General features: G+C 71.9%; 11 protein-coding genes. 8 read left to right on the forward strand and 3 right to left on the reverse strand.

Annotated features, from left to right (window positions below):
• The first annotated feature begins 37 nt into the window (after positions 1–37).
• From ACIQMV_RS03650 to ACIQMV_RS03670, 5 genes are all read left to right on the forward strand, one after another.
• Positions 38–739 (forward strand): hypothetical protein, encoded by a 702-nt coding sequence (locus ACIQMV_RS03650; RefSeq protein WP_402590813.1) that lies wholly within the window; start codon positions 38–40, stop codon positions 737–739.
• Between the two features lie 232 nt (positions 740–971).
• Entirely contained in the window at positions 972–2,009 is a 1,038-nt protein-coding gene (gene glnII, locus ACIQMV_RS03655; protein ID WP_402590815.1) for a glutamine synthetase, read from the forward strand.
• Positions 2,010–2,365: 356 nt separating this feature from the next.
• The gene (locus tag ACIQMV_RS03660) at positions 2,366–2,968 is read left to right on the forward strand and encodes a winged helix-turn-helix domain-containing protein (RefSeq protein ID WP_402590817.1); all 603 of its coding nucleotides are present in this window, start codon (positions 2,366–2,368) and stop codon (positions 2,966–2,968) included.
• Between the two features lie 59 nt (positions 2,969–3,027).
• On the forward strand, positions 3,028–4,020 hold the full coding sequence (locus tag ACIQMV_RS03665) for an NAD-dependent epimerase/dehydratase family protein (protein WP_402590819.1): 993 nt from the start codon (positions 3,028–3,030) through the stop codon (positions 4,018–4,020).
• Between the two features lie 209 nt (positions 4,021–4,229).
• The gene (locus ACIQMV_RS03670) at positions 4,230–5,825 is read left to right on the forward strand and encodes a DUF1996 domain-containing protein (RefSeq protein WP_402590821.1); all 1,596 of its coding nucleotides are present in this window, start codon (positions 4,230–4,232) and stop codon (positions 5,823–5,825) included.
• Positions 5,826–5,927: 102 nt separating this feature from the next.
• Here the strand turns inward: ACIQMV_RS03670 and ACIQMV_RS03675 are convergent, their stop codons facing one another.
• Positions 5,928–6,368 (reverse strand): hypothetical protein, encoded by a 441-nt coding sequence (locus ACIQMV_RS03675; RefSeq protein ID WP_402590823.1) that lies wholly within the window; start codon positions 6,366–6,368, stop codon positions 5,928–5,930.
• A 157-nt stretch (positions 6,369–6,525) separates the two neighbouring features.
• Here ACIQMV_RS03675 and ACIQMV_RS03680 point away from each other — a divergent pair, with 157 nt between their 5' ends.
• The 3 genes from ACIQMV_RS03680 to ACIQMV_RS03690 all read left to right on the forward strand — a co-directional run bounded on the left by ACIQMV_RS03680 (position 6,526) and on the right by ACIQMV_RS03690 (position 9,787).
• Complete coding sequence (locus ACIQMV_RS03680) at positions 6,526–7,026, forward strand: tetratricopeptide repeat protein (RefSeq protein ID WP_402590825.1); 501 nt, start codon at positions 6,526–6,528, stop codon at positions 7,024–7,026.
• 51 nt (positions 7,027–7,077) lie between these two features.
• The gene (locus ACIQMV_RS03685; protein ID WP_402590827.1) at positions 7,078–9,000 is read left to right on the forward strand and encodes a hypothetical protein; all 1,923 of its coding nucleotides are present in this window, start codon (positions 7,078–7,080) and stop codon (positions 8,998–9,000) included.
• A gap of 97 nt (positions 9,001–9,097) precedes the next feature.
• On the forward strand, positions 9,098–9,787 hold the full coding sequence (locus ACIQMV_RS03690; RefSeq protein ID WP_141361502.1) for a TetR/AcrR family transcriptional regulator: 690 nt from the start codon (positions 9,098–9,100) through the stop codon (positions 9,785–9,787).
• 203 nt (positions 9,788–9,990) lie between these two features.
• Here the strand turns inward: ACIQMV_RS03690 and ACIQMV_RS03695 are convergent, their stop codons facing one another.
• Both ACIQMV_RS03695 and pulA read right to left on the reverse strand, forming a co-directional pair.
• On the reverse strand, positions 9,991–10,347 hold the full coding sequence (locus tag ACIQMV_RS03695) for a 5-carboxymethyl-2-hydroxymuconate Delta-isomerase (protein WP_402590829.1): 357 nt from the start codon (positions 10,345–10,347) through the stop codon (positions 9,991–9,993).
• Positions 10,348–10,382: 35 nt separating this feature from the next.
• Positions 10,383–15,797 carry a pullulanase-type alpha-1,6-glucosidase gene (gene pulA, locus ACIQMV_RS03700; protein ID WP_402590831.1) on the reverse strand — a complete coding sequence of 1,805 codons (5,415 nt, stop codon included), beginning with the start codon at positions 15,795–15,797 and terminating at the stop codon, positions 10,383–10,385.
• Between the last annotated feature and the right edge of the window lie 7 nt (positions 15,798–15,804).

Raw genomic sequence — 15,804 nt, forward strand, 5'->3', positions numbered from 1 at the left:
AGCGGCGTACGCTCCCCCACCCCTTCAGGAGGCGCGCATGTCGCGTAGGCGCACTGTCAGCACGAAGAAGAAGGTCGCGCTGCTGGTCACGGCCGCGGCGGTGGCGGGCGGCGGGGCCTTCGCCCTGGCCGCCACGTCCAACGCCGCGCAGCCGGAGGCCCCGCGAACCCTGTCCGCCGCGGACTCGACGGTCTGTCAGGGACTCGCCACCGCCCTCGGCAACAACCAGAAGTTCATCGACGGCCAGCGGGCCGACCCGGACGCACTGTCCGAGGCGCGGATCGCCAACCGTGAGGCGGTCATCGAGGAGATCAAGCGCAAGCAGGCCGCGTCCGGGTGCACGGTGGGGGAGTCGGCTCAGGACTCCCAGGCCGGGCAGCAGGGGCAGAACGGCCAGCAGGCGGGCCAGCAGAACGGCCAGGAAGCCGGTCAGCAGAACGGGCAGCAGGACGGTGCGGCCGGGAACGCCGGCGGCGGCGTCGCGGCGTCCGGCCAGCAGGTGTGCCAGGGCTCCACCGTGACGCTCTCCGGCGAGGGCGGCGCACCGGCCGCGTCCAGCAACCAGTTCCCGGCGGGCACCACGCTGAAGGTCACCAACCTGGACAACAACAAGTCCACCACGGTGAAGGTCACGTCCGTCTCCGGCAGTTGCGTCCTGCTCAACGACGCGGCCTTCGAGGAGGTCCGGGAGCCGGGCAAGTTCCTGATCCGGCGCGCGGTGATCGAGAAGGTGGGCTGACACCCACCTCCACGGGTGAGGGCCTGCCTGCTCCCGGCCGGGAGCAGGCAGGCCCTCACCCGTACCGCGTGAACCACGCCACAACGGCGCCGGGTAACACGGGGTTCACATTCGGGCAATGGCCGGGAAACGGCCCGTTGACAGGCTGCTGAACAGCCGCCGCGGCGCACCGTGCCGCGGCGCCGCGCCGCCCGTGGGCGCGCGCGAGTGAGACCCCCGGAGGATGTGGCCCGTGACCTTCAAGGCTGAGTACATCTGGATCGACGGCACCGAGCCGACGGCCAAGCTGCGTTCCAAGACGAAGATCCTCGGCGACGACGCCAAGGGCGCCGAACTGCCGCTCTGGGGCTTCGACGGGTCCTCCACCAACCAGGCCGAGGGACGCACCTCCGACTGCGTACTGAGGCCGGTCTTCTCGTGCCCGGACCCGATCCGCGGCGGCGACGACATCCTCGTGCTGTGCGAGGTCCTCGACACCACGCTCGCCCCGCACCCGTCCAACACGCGGACCGCGCTGGCCGAGGCCGCGGAGCGCTACGCCGCGCAGGAGCCGGTCTTCGGCATCGAGCAGGAGTACACCTTCTTCAACGGCTCCCGCCCGCTCGGCTTCCCCGAGGGCGGCTTCCCGGCCCCGCAGGGCGGCTACTACTGCGGTGTCGGCGCCGACGAGATCTTCGGCCGGGAGATCGTCGAGGAGCACCTGGACAACTGCCTGACGGCGGGGCTCGGCATCTCGGGCATCAACGCCGAGGTCATGCCGGGCCAGTGGGAGTTCCAGGTCGGCCCGCTGTCCCCGCTCGAGGTCGCCGACCAGCTGTGGGTGGCCCGCTGGCTGCTCTACCGCACCGCCGAGGGCCACGGCATCTCCGCCACCCTCGACCCCAAGCCGGTCAAGGGCGACTGGAACGGCGCCGGCGCCCACACCAACTTCTCGACCAGGGCGATGCGCGAAGGCCCGGAGGGCTACGCCGCGATCATCACCGCGTGCGAGTCGCTCGGCGAGGGCTCCCGGCCGATGGACCACGTCAAGAACTACGGGGCCGGGATCGACGACCGCCTCACCGGCCTGCACGAGACCGCCGCGTGGGACGCGTACTCCTACGGCGTCGGCGACCGCGGTGCCTCGGTCCGCATCCCGTGGCAGGTCGAGCGGGACGGCAAGGGCTACATCGAGGACCGCCGGCCGAACGCCAACGTCGACCCGTACGTCGTCACGCGCCTGCTGATCGACACCTGCTGCACCGCCCTGGAGAAGGCCGGGCAGGTCTGATCCGGACGGGTGGCGCGGCCGCGGGGCTCCGGCTTCCCACCGGGGAGGTGTCCGCGCAGTGAGAAGCGGCGAGCGGAGGGTCCTGTCCGGGCACGGTGTCTGCTTCAATGGGGGCATGGTCGGCTTCCGGAAGTGCGTTGCGACGAGTCGCGACGACCTGGAGCCGTTCTGGCCCTCCCGTCAGCACCACGACTTCGACCGGCTCTGTTGCCGCGCGCCGAGCGCGCGGGCCCGGTAAAGCCGTACACCCCGGCCTCCGGCCAGCGCGGAACGACGTACGTCCCCGACGCGCCCGACCACGAACTCGCGGCCGTCGGTCCCCCGACGAACCTCTCCCGCGAAAGAGCTGACCTGTCATGGCGACTACGCGTTCTCTGACCGACACCACCCTTCCCGCCCCCGTCTCCTCCCGCTCCCCCGCTTCCGTACGGCACCGGCTGCGCGCCGTGGACCGGGACGAGGTCGTGGAGATCGCCGATCTCCTGCCGCCCGGCGCCACCTGGCTGCCGGCTCCGCAGCACGCCCTGCCCAGGCTGCCGGGCCGGCCCCCGATGGTCGGCTACCTGGTGCTCGTGCCCGCCGACCAGCAGCCGCCGCACCTCCCGGTGGCGGTGCCGGACCACCCGGAGGCCGGGACGGCCGGCGAGACCGCGCCCGGTGCCGGCGACGCGCTCGTCCGCATCGACCCCGTACGGCGGATCGCGGAGGTGGACGGGCGCGAACTCGACCTCACCTACCTGGAGTTCGAGCTGCTCTCCCATCTCGTGGCCCACCCGCACCGGGTGCACACCCGCGACCAGTTGGTCACCACGGTCTGGGGCTACGGCCACGTGGGCGACGGCCGCACCGTCGACGTCCACATCGCCCGGCTGCGCCGCAAACTGGGCACCGAGCACCGCCGGGCGATCCAGACCGTACGCCGCGTAGGCTACAAGTACGCTCCGCCGACCGGGCGTTGATCTCTGCCGAGGGCAGAATCCCGTTCCCTGCCACGGCCCTGACGGGCACAGTCACCGGTATGAGACTTCTGGTGCTGGGTGGTACGGAGTTCGCGGGGCGGGCCGTCGCCGAGGCGGCGGCCGGGCGCGGCTGGGATGTGACGGTCCTGAACCGGGGGCGGCACGCGCCCGTTCCCGGGGTGCGGTCGCTGCAGGGCGATCGCACCGCGCCCGACGGGCTCGCGGCCCTGACGGACGGCGCGTGGGACGCGGTCGTCGACACCTGGTCGGCCGCGCCCCGCGCGGTCCGGGACGCGGCGCGGCTGCTGCGGGACCGCGCCGGCCGGTACGTGTACGTGTCGACCTGCTCGGTGTACGCCTGGGCCCCGCCCGCCGGCTACACCGAGGCGGCGCCGCTGGTCGAGGGCGCCGAGGCCGGCGCCGAGCGGACGGACTACCCGCGGGACAAGCGGGGCGCCGAACTGGCCGCGGTGGAGGCCTTCGGGGCCGACCGCTCGGTGCTCGTGCGGGCCGGGCTGATCCTCGGGCCGCACGAGAACATCGGGCGGCTGCCGTGGTGGCTGAACCGGATCGCGCGGGGCGGCCCCGTGCTGGCGCCCGGTCCGCGGGACCTGCCCCTTCAGTACATCGACGTCCGCGATCTCGCCGCGTGGATCCTCGGCGCGGTGGAGCGGGAGCTGAGCGGGCCGTACAACATGATCAGCCCGCGGGGGCACGCGACGATGGGCGAACTGCTGGAGGCCTGTGTACGGGCCACCGGCGCCGACGCCGAGCTGCGCTGGACCGATCCGGAGACGATTCTCGCCGCGGGCATCGAACCCTGGACGGAGCTGCCGGTGTGGACGCCACCGGGCAGCGAGGGCCACGACGCGCTGCACGGCGCCGATGTCGGCCGGGCCCTCGCGACCGGTCTGCGCTGCCGTCCCGTGGACGAGACGGTCGCGGACACCTGGACCTGGCTCCGGGGCCTGGGCGGTACGGCGCCCCAGCGGCCGGGCCGGCCTCCGGTTGGTGTGGACCCGGCCCTGGAGGCGAAGGTGCTCGGGCTGTAGGCGGTCCTCGGGCCGAAGAGCCGGAGTCTCGGCCACTGTTGTAGCAACTGCCGGTGGAAAAGCGGAAGTTGCGGCCCAGTTGACCCACGGATCGCGAATGAATTCGTGAGTCGGCTGAACACGTCCGGGACCGTGTCCGTATCCATGGGAGCCGCTTCACTCCTGTCGGGCGCCTCGATGCTGCCCCGCAAGGAAGTCAGAGGAGTTCCATGGGACGCAACACACGCAAACGCCGAATGCCGCTGGCCACCAAGGCCATAGCCGGGGCGGCGGCCCTAGCGCTCGGTGGGGGCGGGCTTGTCTGGGCGAACTACTACGCATCCGCGCACGAGTCGAAGAACGACGCGTGGGGAGGCAACCGGACGAAGGCCGTCAACGCGCAGGTCGTGACGATCAAGTGCCCTGACGTCGGCCAGCAGCTCACCGCCGTGCCGGAGCAGGCCCGTGGAGAGGTGGACGGCGAACTCGCCACGCTCGACCAGCAGATCACCGAGGCCTACCAGCGGCTGGCCACCACGCGCGACGCGCAGGCCAGGGACGCGAGCTTCGTCCAGAACGCCATCCTGGGCCCGCTGAAGGACCGGCGGAAGGTGATCCTCGACCGGATCAAGCTGGAGATCAACCGGGCCGGCGGCCAGACCCCCGGCAACCTGGACGGCATGGCACCCTGCACCGGCACCCCCGCCGAGCAGAACCAGACGGACGCGGGCGGCGGCGAGGGCGGTCAGGACAACGGGCAGAACGACGGCCAGGACAACGGGCAGCAGGGCGACAACGGCGGCCAGAACGACGGCGGTCAGGACAACGGCGGCCAGAATGACGGCGGTCAGAACGACGGCGGTCAGCAGGGCGGCGACGACGGACAGCAGGGCATCGGCGGTCAGGCCGGAAACGGCCCGGTCGCCGCGGACTTCGTGGACATCACCACGGTCCAGCCCAACGTCAAGGCCAAGCCGCGCAAGAGCCGCAACGCCTCGAACGGCACCTTCACCACGCGCTGCGGTGTGAACGCCAACGGCAACCACAACACCGACAACGTGATCGTGGCCCCGGGTGTGGCCAACGGCGCCCACCACCTGCACGACTACGTCGGCAACCAGAAGATCGACGCGTTCGCGAGCAACGACACGTTCCTCCAGGGCGGCACCAGCTGCCAGAACAAGAACGACCTCTCGTCGTACTACTGGCCGGTGGTCCGGGTCCAGGACGGCTCGCAGGACTTCGACCAGGACGCGGACGGCGGTGGCAAGGAGGGCAACGTCGGCCGGATCCTGAAGCCCCTCCAGGCGCAGATCAAGTACGTCGGCAGCCCGACCGGCAAGGTCGTCGCCATGCCGCAGTTCCTGCGCATCATCACCGGTGACGCCAAGACCACGACCAACGGTCTGGCCAACGCCAACGCGCACTGGAGCTGCACCGGCTTCGAGAACAAGGTCCAGCTGACGGAGCAGTACCCGATCTGCCCCGAGGGCAGCAAGATGGTCCGCACGTTCGCCTTCCAGAGCTGCTGGGACGGGCAGAACACCGACAGCGCCAACCACCGTACGCACATCGCCTTCGCCGACGAGCGCGGCACCTGCCCCAGCGGCTTCAAGGCCATCCCTCAGCTGACGATGCGCCTGGTCTACGACGTGCCGCGGCCGGCCATCGAGAACGGTGCGGTGAAGAACGCCTACGCGGTCGACGGCTTCCCCGAGCAGCTCCACAAGGCGGCCACCGACCACGACGACTTCATCAACATCACGACCGGCGGCCTGGCGAACAAGATCGCCAACTGCCTCAACTCGGGCCGGAACTGCAAGTGACGCCCTGATCCGGTGACACTGGACCGGTGACCTCTTGAAGAAGGCCGGCGGCGGGAGATCCCGCCGCCGGCCTTCGCCGTGTGTACCCGTGAGTGGGGCCGCTCAGCCGCTGTGCGCACCGTGGGCGCTGTGGGCGCTGTGGGCGCTGTGGGCGCTGTGGTCCTTGCCCGTCTCCACGTCACCGCCGAGGGTGGCGCGCAGCGTGGTGACCACGCCGCTGTCGCCGACGGCGACCCACTTGCGGCCGACGAGGTAGGAGCCGCCGTAGTCCTTCGCGTCGTCGATCCACTCCCGCTGGCCGCGGTCGGTGGCGAAGGTGGCGAGGACGAACTTGCCGGTGGAGTTGGTGCAGATCGCCTGCCGGATGGTGTCGGCGTCGGTCTGCATGTCCGGCTCGCACTTCACCTCGGCGGCCAGACTCTCCAGGCTGCCGGTCGCCGTCGGCGGCACCTTCGCCGCCACACCGTCACCGGAGCCGCACCCCGTCAGCGCCAGTGCCGCCGCGGCACCGGCCACCGCGAGCATCGGTCGGGTCACCCTCATCTGTTCCTCCGGTCGCTTCCGGCTCTCCGTTCCCGGCGGCACGAGCCACAAGCATGCCGCACCGGGCCCCGGCAGGGGCCGCCCTTCGATACGGCTCCGGCGCGCACAGCGCTCAATCGGGTGGACGCCACCTGCACGTGCGTGCAAGCCTGAGCCGATGAACCAGGACTGGGAAGACCGCGTGGCCGCCGCCTGGGCCCGCTTCGACGACTACTCCGAGGACGAGGCACCCGCGTTCCGGGCGCGGATCGACGCGCTCGTCGCCGAACTGCCGGACGGCAGCCCGCTCGGCCCGTTCGAGCGGGCCTGCGCCTGGGACTCCACCGGCCACTCGGACCGGGCGGTGCCGCTCTACCGGGAGGCACTGGCGCGCGGGCTGAGCGGCTACCGGGGCCGCCGGACCAGGATCCAGCTGGCCAGCTCACTGCGGAACACCGGTCATCCGGAGGAGGGCGTCAAGCTGCTCACGCCCGAACTGCACGGCCCCTCGGACGAGTTGGACGACGCCGTCCGGGCGTGTCTGGCCCTGTGCCTGTCCAGTCTCGGCCGTGACCGCGAGGGTCTGTCCCTCGTCCTCGGCGCCCTCGCGCCTCATCTGCCCCGCTACCAGCGCTCGATGGCGAACTACGCCCGGCTGCTGGTCGAGCCGGAGGACTGAGACCGCCGGGCGGCGGTGTGACCAAGGACCGGCTCGCTCGTTTGCCTGGACGTGCAGTCACAGGATGTCGCCCCGCGCCACAAGTCCTCCCCCGGGCCGGTCGTCGATACCGAGCGGGCCGAGGCCGCGCTCGTCGAGCACTATCCGCGTCTCGTCCGGCTCGCCTATCTGGTGCTGCCGCCCGGACTCGGGCGGGGCCGCCGCGTGCTGACCGCGCACGCGCTGGCACAGCGTGCGCTGCCGCGGGGCCGGTCCTCGGCGTCCGTGATCCCGGCCCAGTCGGCCGGCCGCGAGTCCGACCCGGGCTATGCCTTCGTCCGCCTCCAGGTGATCCGCACGGCGCTGGGGGCGAGCCGCCCGCTCAGGCGCCGGATCCGGTCCGGACGCGCCCAACTGCCGCCGCTGATGCCCCTGGTGTGGGGCCTGCGCCTGTTCCCGCACACCGGCGGCGCCGACGAACTCGCCCTGGACCAGAAGCTGGCGACCCTGTCCGGGCCGGCCCGCGCGGCCTACGTCCTGCGCGGCCTGGAAAGGCTCCCGGACCCCGCCGTACGGGAGGTGCTGAAGGCCGCGGGCGTGGCCGACCCGGTCGCAGCGCTGCGCCAGGCCGACCGGCTGCCCGCCCAGTACGCGCTCCTGAACTCCCCCGAGTTCGACCCCTGTTCGTTGCAGGCCCGGCCCACCGACCTGAAGCGGCGCAGACAGCACACCAGGGCCGCGCTCGCCGCGGCGGCGGCTCTCGCCGTGTGCGGGGCGCTGGTCGCCCTGCCGGGCGGCGGCTGGGGTCCCGACGGCGCCGCCGCCCCCGCCTACGCGCAGAACCCGTCCGCCGAGGCCGCCCTGGACCCGGGCAGGCTGACCAGGGTCGCCCCCACCGTCTGGCGGACCTCCGCGCGGCTGGACCTCTCCGTGTGGCCGGCCCGCGGCGGCCGGGCCGGCGACACGGCCCTGCTGCGCCGCGCCCTCGCCGTCTGGGCCCGCCCCGGCGACTCCGTGCGGGTCTCGGTCACCCCCGGCACCGCCTCGGGCGGCCCCGCCGGACCGCCGCAACTGCTCTACGCCGGCGACGTCGACAACGCGCGCGTGGTGCTCTTCTACGACGGCCTGCGCATCGCCCGCTACGCCGAGCCGAAGGACTCCGCGGCCGGGGCCGCCCTCGACTTCGCCCGGGTCGACGGCGCCGCCGGCGCGGAGGCGAGCGCGGTGGTGCTGGGCCGCTCCGACGGCAACGTCCGCTATCTGACGGCACCCTGGGTGAAGTCGGCGGCCGAACGGGACCTGCTCAAGCCGGACGCCGGGGCGATGGACCTCGGCATCACGGACGGGGTCACCGGGCCGCTGGCCAGCCCGGTCCAGCAGACGGGCGCCTGCACCTCGTGGAACGTGCTCCAGCTGACCGGCGAACCCGGCACCCATGTCCTGGCCGATCTCGGCGAGCTGGCCCCCGCCCGCCTCACCACGGGCCGCCCGGACGCCCCGCAGGAGGCGTCCGGTGCGGCGGGGCTGCGCGCCTGGGCACCGCTGGCCTGCTCACTGGCTTCCGTGCGCGCACACGGCGTCCGGTCGGTCAACGCCTGGCAGTACGCGGAGCAGCCCCTGCCCGACGAGACCGGCACGGCCGCGTGGGTGTGCACCCGGGCCGAGACCTGGCGGGGCGACGGGCCCCGGGTGCTGGCCCAGTTCCACACCCCCGGCGGGAAGTACGCGGCGGTCGCGGCCAAAGCCGAGAACGTGCCCGCGTGCGGCACCCGCGATCCGCACGTGCTCGCAGGGGTGCTGTGGAAGTCGGAGACGGGCACCTGGTACCTGCTCGCCGCCGGCGGCCGGGACACCGCCTCGATCAGCGCCACGGGCGGGGTCAGCGCCTCCTCCCAGGGCCATTTGCTCGCCGTACGGACGAGGCAGGGCGCCGAGGCCGACCTGAAGGGGACGCTGGACGACGGCGGGTCCGTCGACGTGCTGCGCCAGAAGTGACCGGCCGACGTGGGAGGGTGTGACGCCCCGAGGTCGAACACCGCGGTCGATCCTGTCCGGTCCGTTCGGGGCCGGAATCGATCGGTAAGGTGTTCGTATGACTACCGGGGTTCGCCGCAGGATGGGAGTCGAGGAACGACGGCAGCAGTTGATCGGCGTCGCCCTCGAACTGTTCAGCCGCCGCTCGCCCGACGAGGTCTCCATCGACGAGATAGCGTCGGCGGCGGGCATCTCGCGCCCGCTGGTCTACCACTACTTCCCGGGCAAACTCAGCCTGTACGAGGCTGCGTTGAAGCGTGCCTCGGACGATCTGGCGGGCCGGTTCGCGGAGCCGCACGAGGGCCCGCTGGGGGCACGGCTGCTGCGGGTGATGCGCCGGTTCTTCGACTTCGTGGACGAGCACGGCCCCGGTTTCTCGGCGCTGATGCGCGGCGGCCCCGCTGTTGGCTCGTCGACGACGAACGCGCTCATCGACTCCGTCCGGCAGGCCGCGTATGACCAGATCCTTTCGCATCTCGGGGTCGAGGAGCCGCCCGCCCGGCTGGAGCTGGTCGTCCGCTCGTGGATCTCGCTCGCGGAGTCGACGGCGCTGATCTGGCTGGACGGCCGGCGCATCCCGCGCGCCGAGCTGGAGGTCCAGCTCGTGCACGACTTCGGCGCGCTGGTCGCCGTCAGCGCCGCCCACGACGAGGAGATGGGCGCGCTCATGCGCCGGGTCTTCAAGGACGAGCCGGCCGACGGCCCTTTCCTGGACCTGGTCGGCCGGCTCGTCGCCCTCGCCTCCTAGTGCGGTACCGCCGCTAGGGCCTCTCGTTTGGATCATGCCGGGCTCGCGGGCCCTGGCACCGCTCCCCCAAGCTCTTCGAGCAGGGGGTACCCCCAGCCGCGTTGTCGTCGGTTGGCAGGGCTCCGCCCTGCCGCCCTCCTCCGCCGTGCGATGCACGGCACCAGACCCCGCTCCCTGATCCGGCCTGATCCAAACGAAAGACCCTAGGCGTCGAACTTCCGGTACGAGGTGTCGAGGTCGCGGACCTCGGCCGACGCGTGCAGCTCCAGGCCGTCGACCGGCTTCACATGCTGCCGCAGCGCCTCCAGGACCGCCTCCGTCAGGCGTGCCTTGGTCTCGTCGGTGCGGCCGGCCAGCAGGCCGATGGTGACGTGCACGATCGCGTGCCCCTCGGTGTCCGGACCGACGACGGTGTCCTCGGTCCGGCGGAACTGCGTCTTGCACGCCGGGGGCTTGGCGGCCGCGATCTCGACCGTGCGGGCGTGCAGCTCCCGCGCGAAGGCACGCCGGTCGAAGGCGTCGGCCAGCCGCTCGGAGTAGTCGACGGTGATCTGCGGCATGAGCACTCCTGTTCCGGGTCGACCGGGGACCCGCGCTAGTTCCTGAACACCGCGACCGTACGCGCCGGGACCGTGATCGTTCCGGTCGCCCTCTCGTACGACGAGGTCTTCACCACCGGATCGCCGCCCGCCGTCTGCACCGGGTGCAGCCGGTAGCCGGTCCCCGCGAGCTCCGCGACGCGCTGCTGCCGGCGTTCGGGCGTGGCGTTGAACACCACGACGAGGTCACCGAGCCTCATGGTGATCACGCCGGGCGTCTCGTCGCCGCCCGACAGCGGGAAGGACAGCTTCCGCTGCACCTGCGCGGCCGTGGCCAGGGAGAAGGCCTGCTCCGTGGTGCGGATGCGCAGCAGGTCCCGGTACGCGGCCGAGGCCCCCTGGATCTGCGGGCAGCCCACCGCGACGGAGGTCAGCAGCGGCTTGGCGTACGGCCACTTGTCCTGGTTGTCGGCCGCCATGGGCAGCCCGCGGCCGAAGCCGTTGCCGTCGGCGCAGTTCCAGTGGATGGCGTTGAACCAGTCGCCGCTGTCGTAGGAGTTGCGGTCGAGGGACTTCGAGCGCAGCAGGTCGGTCCCGGCCTGGGACAGCGCCGGCCCCTGGGACAGCGCGGCCGTCGCCATCGCCAGGACCTGCATCCGGGCCCGGTCGTCCGCGCTCGTGGCGGACGGCAGTTTGTAGGCGAGGGCGTCGAACAGCGACTCGTTGTCGTGCGCGTCGGCGTAGGCGAGGGCGTCGCCGGGGGCGCCCGCGTATCCGGCGGGCGAGCCGTTGTAGTCGACGTCGGCGCCGGTGACCTCCTTGCCGCTGGTGTCGGTGAAGCGGTACGCGGCGAGGTTGCCGCTCAGGCCGACCTTGATCAGGTCCTGGTAGTGCAGCAGGCGGGCCTTCTGCTCGGCCTCGGTGCCGTTGCTCGCGGAGGAGTTGGGATCGGTGTAGAGGCCGGAGGCGAAGCCCTGGACACCCGGGTCGTCGTCGAAGGGGCCGCCGCCGCGGACCGCGTCACGAGCCCGGTCGGAGAAGGTCGCGATGCCCGTGCCCGCCATGTTCCGCTGCGTGGCCTGGACGAACCGCGCGTCGTCGGCGACCTCGCCGAAGTTCCAGCCCTCTCCGTACAGGACGATGTTCTTGCCGTCCACGCCGTCCTTCTTCAGCGTGAGCGCGTCGAGCGCCTCGCGGACGGCGAGCATGTTGGCCTTGGGGTGGTGGCCCATGAGGTCGAAGCGGAAGCCGTCGACCTTGTACTGCCTGGCCCAGGTGACGACCGAGTCCACGACCAGCTTGCCCATCATGGCGTTCTCGGGCGCGGTGTTCGCACAGCAGGTGCTGTTGGCCACCGAACCGTCGGCGAGGAGCCGCTGGTAGTAGCCGGGCACGATCCTGTCGAGCACGGAGGTGTCCGCCTGGCCGGCGGCGGCCGTGTGGTTGTAGACGACGTCCATGACGACGCGCAGCCCGTCCTGGTTGAGCGCCTTGACCATCTGCCGGAACTCGACGGTACGGGCCGTGCCGTCCGGGTCGGTGGCGTAGGAGCCCTCGGGGACCGTGTAGTGGTAGGGGTCGTAGCCCCAGTTGTAGGCGTCCTGCGCGGCGGTCCTCGCCACGCATGCCTGCTGCCGCTCGGAATCGGCCGGGTAGGAGGCCAGGTCGCAGTCCGGGGTCGCCTGGTCGGCCTTCTTCTCCGGAATGGTGGCGATGTCGAAGGCGGGCAGCAGGTGCACGTACGACGTGCCCGCCTTCGCCAGCTCGCGCAGGTGCCGGGAGCCGTCGCTGTTCTTGTCGGTGAAGGCCCGGTAGGTGCCCTGGTCCCGGGCCGGGACCGTCCGGTCCGCGACGGAGAAGTCCCGGATGTGCAGCTCCTGGATCTGGGCGTCCCTGAGCGGTACGGCCTTGGGCTTGGCCAGGCCCGACCAGCCGCTCGGGGCCAGCGTCCGGTCGTCGAGGTCGACGACGAGGCTGCGCTCGGAGTTCGCGGTGAGGGCGACCGAGTACGGGTCGGTGACCTTGTTGGTGACCACCTTGCCGACGGTGGGCGCCCATACCGTCACGGCGTACCGGTAGGGCTTGTTCTTCCACGACGCCGGGCCGGTGACGGACCAGACGCCGGTCGTGTCGTCGCGGTGCATGGCGACCGCCTTGCCGTCCAGTTCCAGGGCGACGCTCTGCGCGGTCGGCGCCCACACGCTCAGCGTGGCCCCGCCCTGGTGGAAGACGGGGCCGAGGTGGGCCTTGGCGGCCGAGGTGCCGTACACGTCGTCGAGCACGCCCGCGAGCTGGACGCCCGTCGCCGCGAGCACGGCGCCGTTCGCGGCCCGCTGGGAGGCGACGACCTGGCCGCGCAGGGCCTCGCGGACGCGGGCCCGGTCGCGCGGGTCGACGGACCAGGCCGTGTAGTCCTTCAGATGCGGGAACCCCGCCTTCTGGGCGTCGGAGAGCGTGGTCCTCGCCAGCCGCAGCCACCGCTCGTCGTCGCTGGTCAGCGTCCCGTCCTGAACCGTGATCGAGCCGTCGTGGGAGTAGACGAGCTGGGTGGAGGCGGCGCCTTCCACGCCCTTGAAGGCCACCGTGTCCCGGTCGATCCAGACCGCCTTCGAGGTGGTCAGGTCGAGGGCGCCCGCGCCGCCGGTGGGCTGCGGCAGCAGGGGCTTGTCCTGGCCGCTCATCAGCCACACCTCGTGGCCGTCGGCCGCCTTGAGGTCCAGGGACTGGTCGGCCGGCAGGTCCTTCTCGTCGCCCTTGTGGATGATGTAGCCGAGGCTGGTGGCACCATCGGTGAGCGGTACCTCGAAGACCGCGCCATAGGAGTCAGTCTTGACCGGCTGGAGGGGTTTCGACCAGTCGGTGGGGTCGGCGGCGCCGGTCCACACGTGCAGGCCCCAGCCGTCGTAGTTCCCGTCGGCTCGGTGGTAGTGGATGACGGCCTTGGCGGGGTCCTGCGCCGGATACTCGGGGCGCGCGGTCCGCACGTCCTCCGTGCCCTGCTCGATCCAGACCTCGCCCGTCCTGGTGACGTCGATGGACCGGTCGGCGGAGACGTCCTTGTTGCCGTCCTTGTCGATGACCAGGAAGCCGACGTCGGAGGCGCCCGGCTTCAGCCTGACGTAGGCGAAGGCGCCGTAGGCGTCCCGGCCGGTGAAGGGGTGGCTGTTCGGCCAGGTGGTCGACTCGCCGTCGGCGAGGTCGCCCCAGGCGTAGAGGCCCCAGTTCGCGTAGTCGCCGTCGGCGCGCTTGTAGTGGACGACCGCGTAGTCGCGGGAGGAGGCGGTGGGGACCTCCGGGACCGGAGGGGTGCCGGAGGTGGAGTCCGCGGTCGCGCTCGCCGTGCGGCCGGCGGAGTCGACGACGACCGCCTTGTAGCGCAGGGCGGTGCCGGCCGGGACGGTCCGGGCCAGGGTCTGGGTGACCTTGTAGGGGGCGTGGTCGGCGGAGCCGAGCACCTTCCAGGGGCCGTTCCCGGTCTGCGCGGCGAAGACGACCCGGTTGAGCTGCCCGCCGGTGACGTCGGCGTGCAACTCGACGGTGCCGGTGGCGCCGGCGGCGGGGGGCGTGAGGGTGACGGCCGGCTTGGTGGCGGGCCGGTCGAGGGTGCCCACGGCCTTGAGGACGACGGCGGATCCGGCCGGGACGGTGACCGTGACCCTGCGGTCGGCGTCGGAGGTCACGGCGGCCTCGGTGCCGTGGATCCCGCGGTACGTCATCCGCGCCGAGCCGGTGGCGAACGTGGCCGTCCTCGCCCCGCCCGCGTTGTTGAAGGCGACGACGTACTCGGCCCCGGTCCGGGCGTCGGTGCGGGTGAAGGCGTAGACACCGGGCCCGTCCGCCGCGTAGCGCTCGGTCTGGACGCCGTCCGTGAGGGCCGGGTTGTCCTTGCGGAGCTTCGCCAGGCCGGCGATCTGCCGGTAGAGCGGCGCGGTGGTGTCGTAGGCGTCGCTCTCGTGGCCGCGGTCGGTGCCGATCCGGTCGTCGTCGAGGTAGTCGGCGACCTTGGAGGCGAACATGGTCTGGCGGGCGTCCTTGTCGCCGCCGGAGCCGGTGAAGCCCTGCTCGTCGCCGTAGTAGACGACGGGGTTGCCGCGGCTGAGGAACATCAGCTCGTTGGCGAACCCGTCCTTGCGCAGGATCTCGGCGTCGGTCGCCTTCGGGTCGTCCTGCTCCAGGAAGTGACCGATGCGGCCCATGTCGTGGTTGCCGAGGAAGGTGACCTGCTCGTAGGCGTTGGCCTTGTCGGTCGTGTACCGGTAGTCGTCGCCGAAGACGCCCGCGAGCCTCTTCGCGCTGCCGCCCTGGGAGACGTAGGAGCGGGCCGCGTCCTGGAACGGGAAGTCGAGCGTGGCGTCGAGGCGGCCCTCGGTGACGTACGGGGCGTTGACGGAGGTGTCGGCGGAGTAGACCTCGCCGAACATGAAGAAGTCCTTACGGCCGTGCGCGGCGGCGTAGGTGTCGAGCGCCGTGGCCCACTGGGTCCAGAACTCCATGTTGACGTGCTTGACGGTGTCGATGCGGAAGCCGTCGACACCGAAGTCCTTCACCCAGCGCTGGTAGATCTTCTCCATGCCGCTGACGACCTCGGGACGCTCCGTCCACAGGTCGTCGAGGCCGGAGAAGTCGCCGTAGGTGGAGTTCTCGCCGGTGTAGGTGGAGTCGCCGCGGTTGTGGTACATCGCCGGGTCGTTGAGCCACGACGGGACCTTGGCGTTCTTCTTGGCGGCCGGGACGACCGGTGTGCGCGGGAAGGACGAGGCGTCCACGGCGGGGAACTTCTTCGTGCCGTCCGCGTGGTCGGCGTCGTCGAAGGGCCGGCCGTCCTTGGTCAGGTAGGGGTAGGCGCCCTTGGACAGGTACTCGTGGGAGCCGCCCTCGTAGTCGATGACGTCGGCGGTGTGGTTGGTGATGACGTCGAAGAAGACCTTCATGCCCTTGGCGTGCGCCTTGGAGATGAGGGTTTCGAGGTCCTTGTTGGTGCCGAAGTGCGGGTCGACCTGGGTGAAGTCGGTGATCCAGTAGCCGTGGTAGCCGGCCGAGGCGTCCTTGCCGGTCCCCTGCACGGGCTGGTTCTTGAAGATCGGCGCGAGCCAGATGGCCGTGGTGCCCAGGCCCTTGATGTAGTCGAGCCGGTTCGTCAGGCCCTTGAGGTCGCCGCCCTGGTAGAAGCCCTTGTCGGTGGGGTCGTAGCCGGTGGCGAGCCGTGAACCGGTCAGCCCGCCCCGGTCGTTGGACGTGTCCCCGTTGGCGAAACGGTCCGGCAGGACGAAGTAGAACTGCTCCCGGGTCGCGTCGTGCCGGGCCGGCTCGGCGGCGAGCCTCGCGTCCGAGGGCGGCGCGGGCGGCTTTCCGGCCGCCTGCGCCGTGAGCGGTGGGACGAGCGCTGCGGCGAGCGCGGCCGCGGTGACGGCGGCGACGCGTCTGCCTGACGGGGTGCGGCGCCGCGAGGGCGCCGGCCATCTCGGTATCACGGGGTGA

Origin of the sequence: Streptomyces sp. NPDC091412 (assembly GCF_044756885.1) — a bacterium.
In the GTDB taxonomy this organism is placed as follows: Bacteria; Actinomycetota; Actinomycetes; order Streptomycetales; family Streptomycetaceae; genus Streptomyces.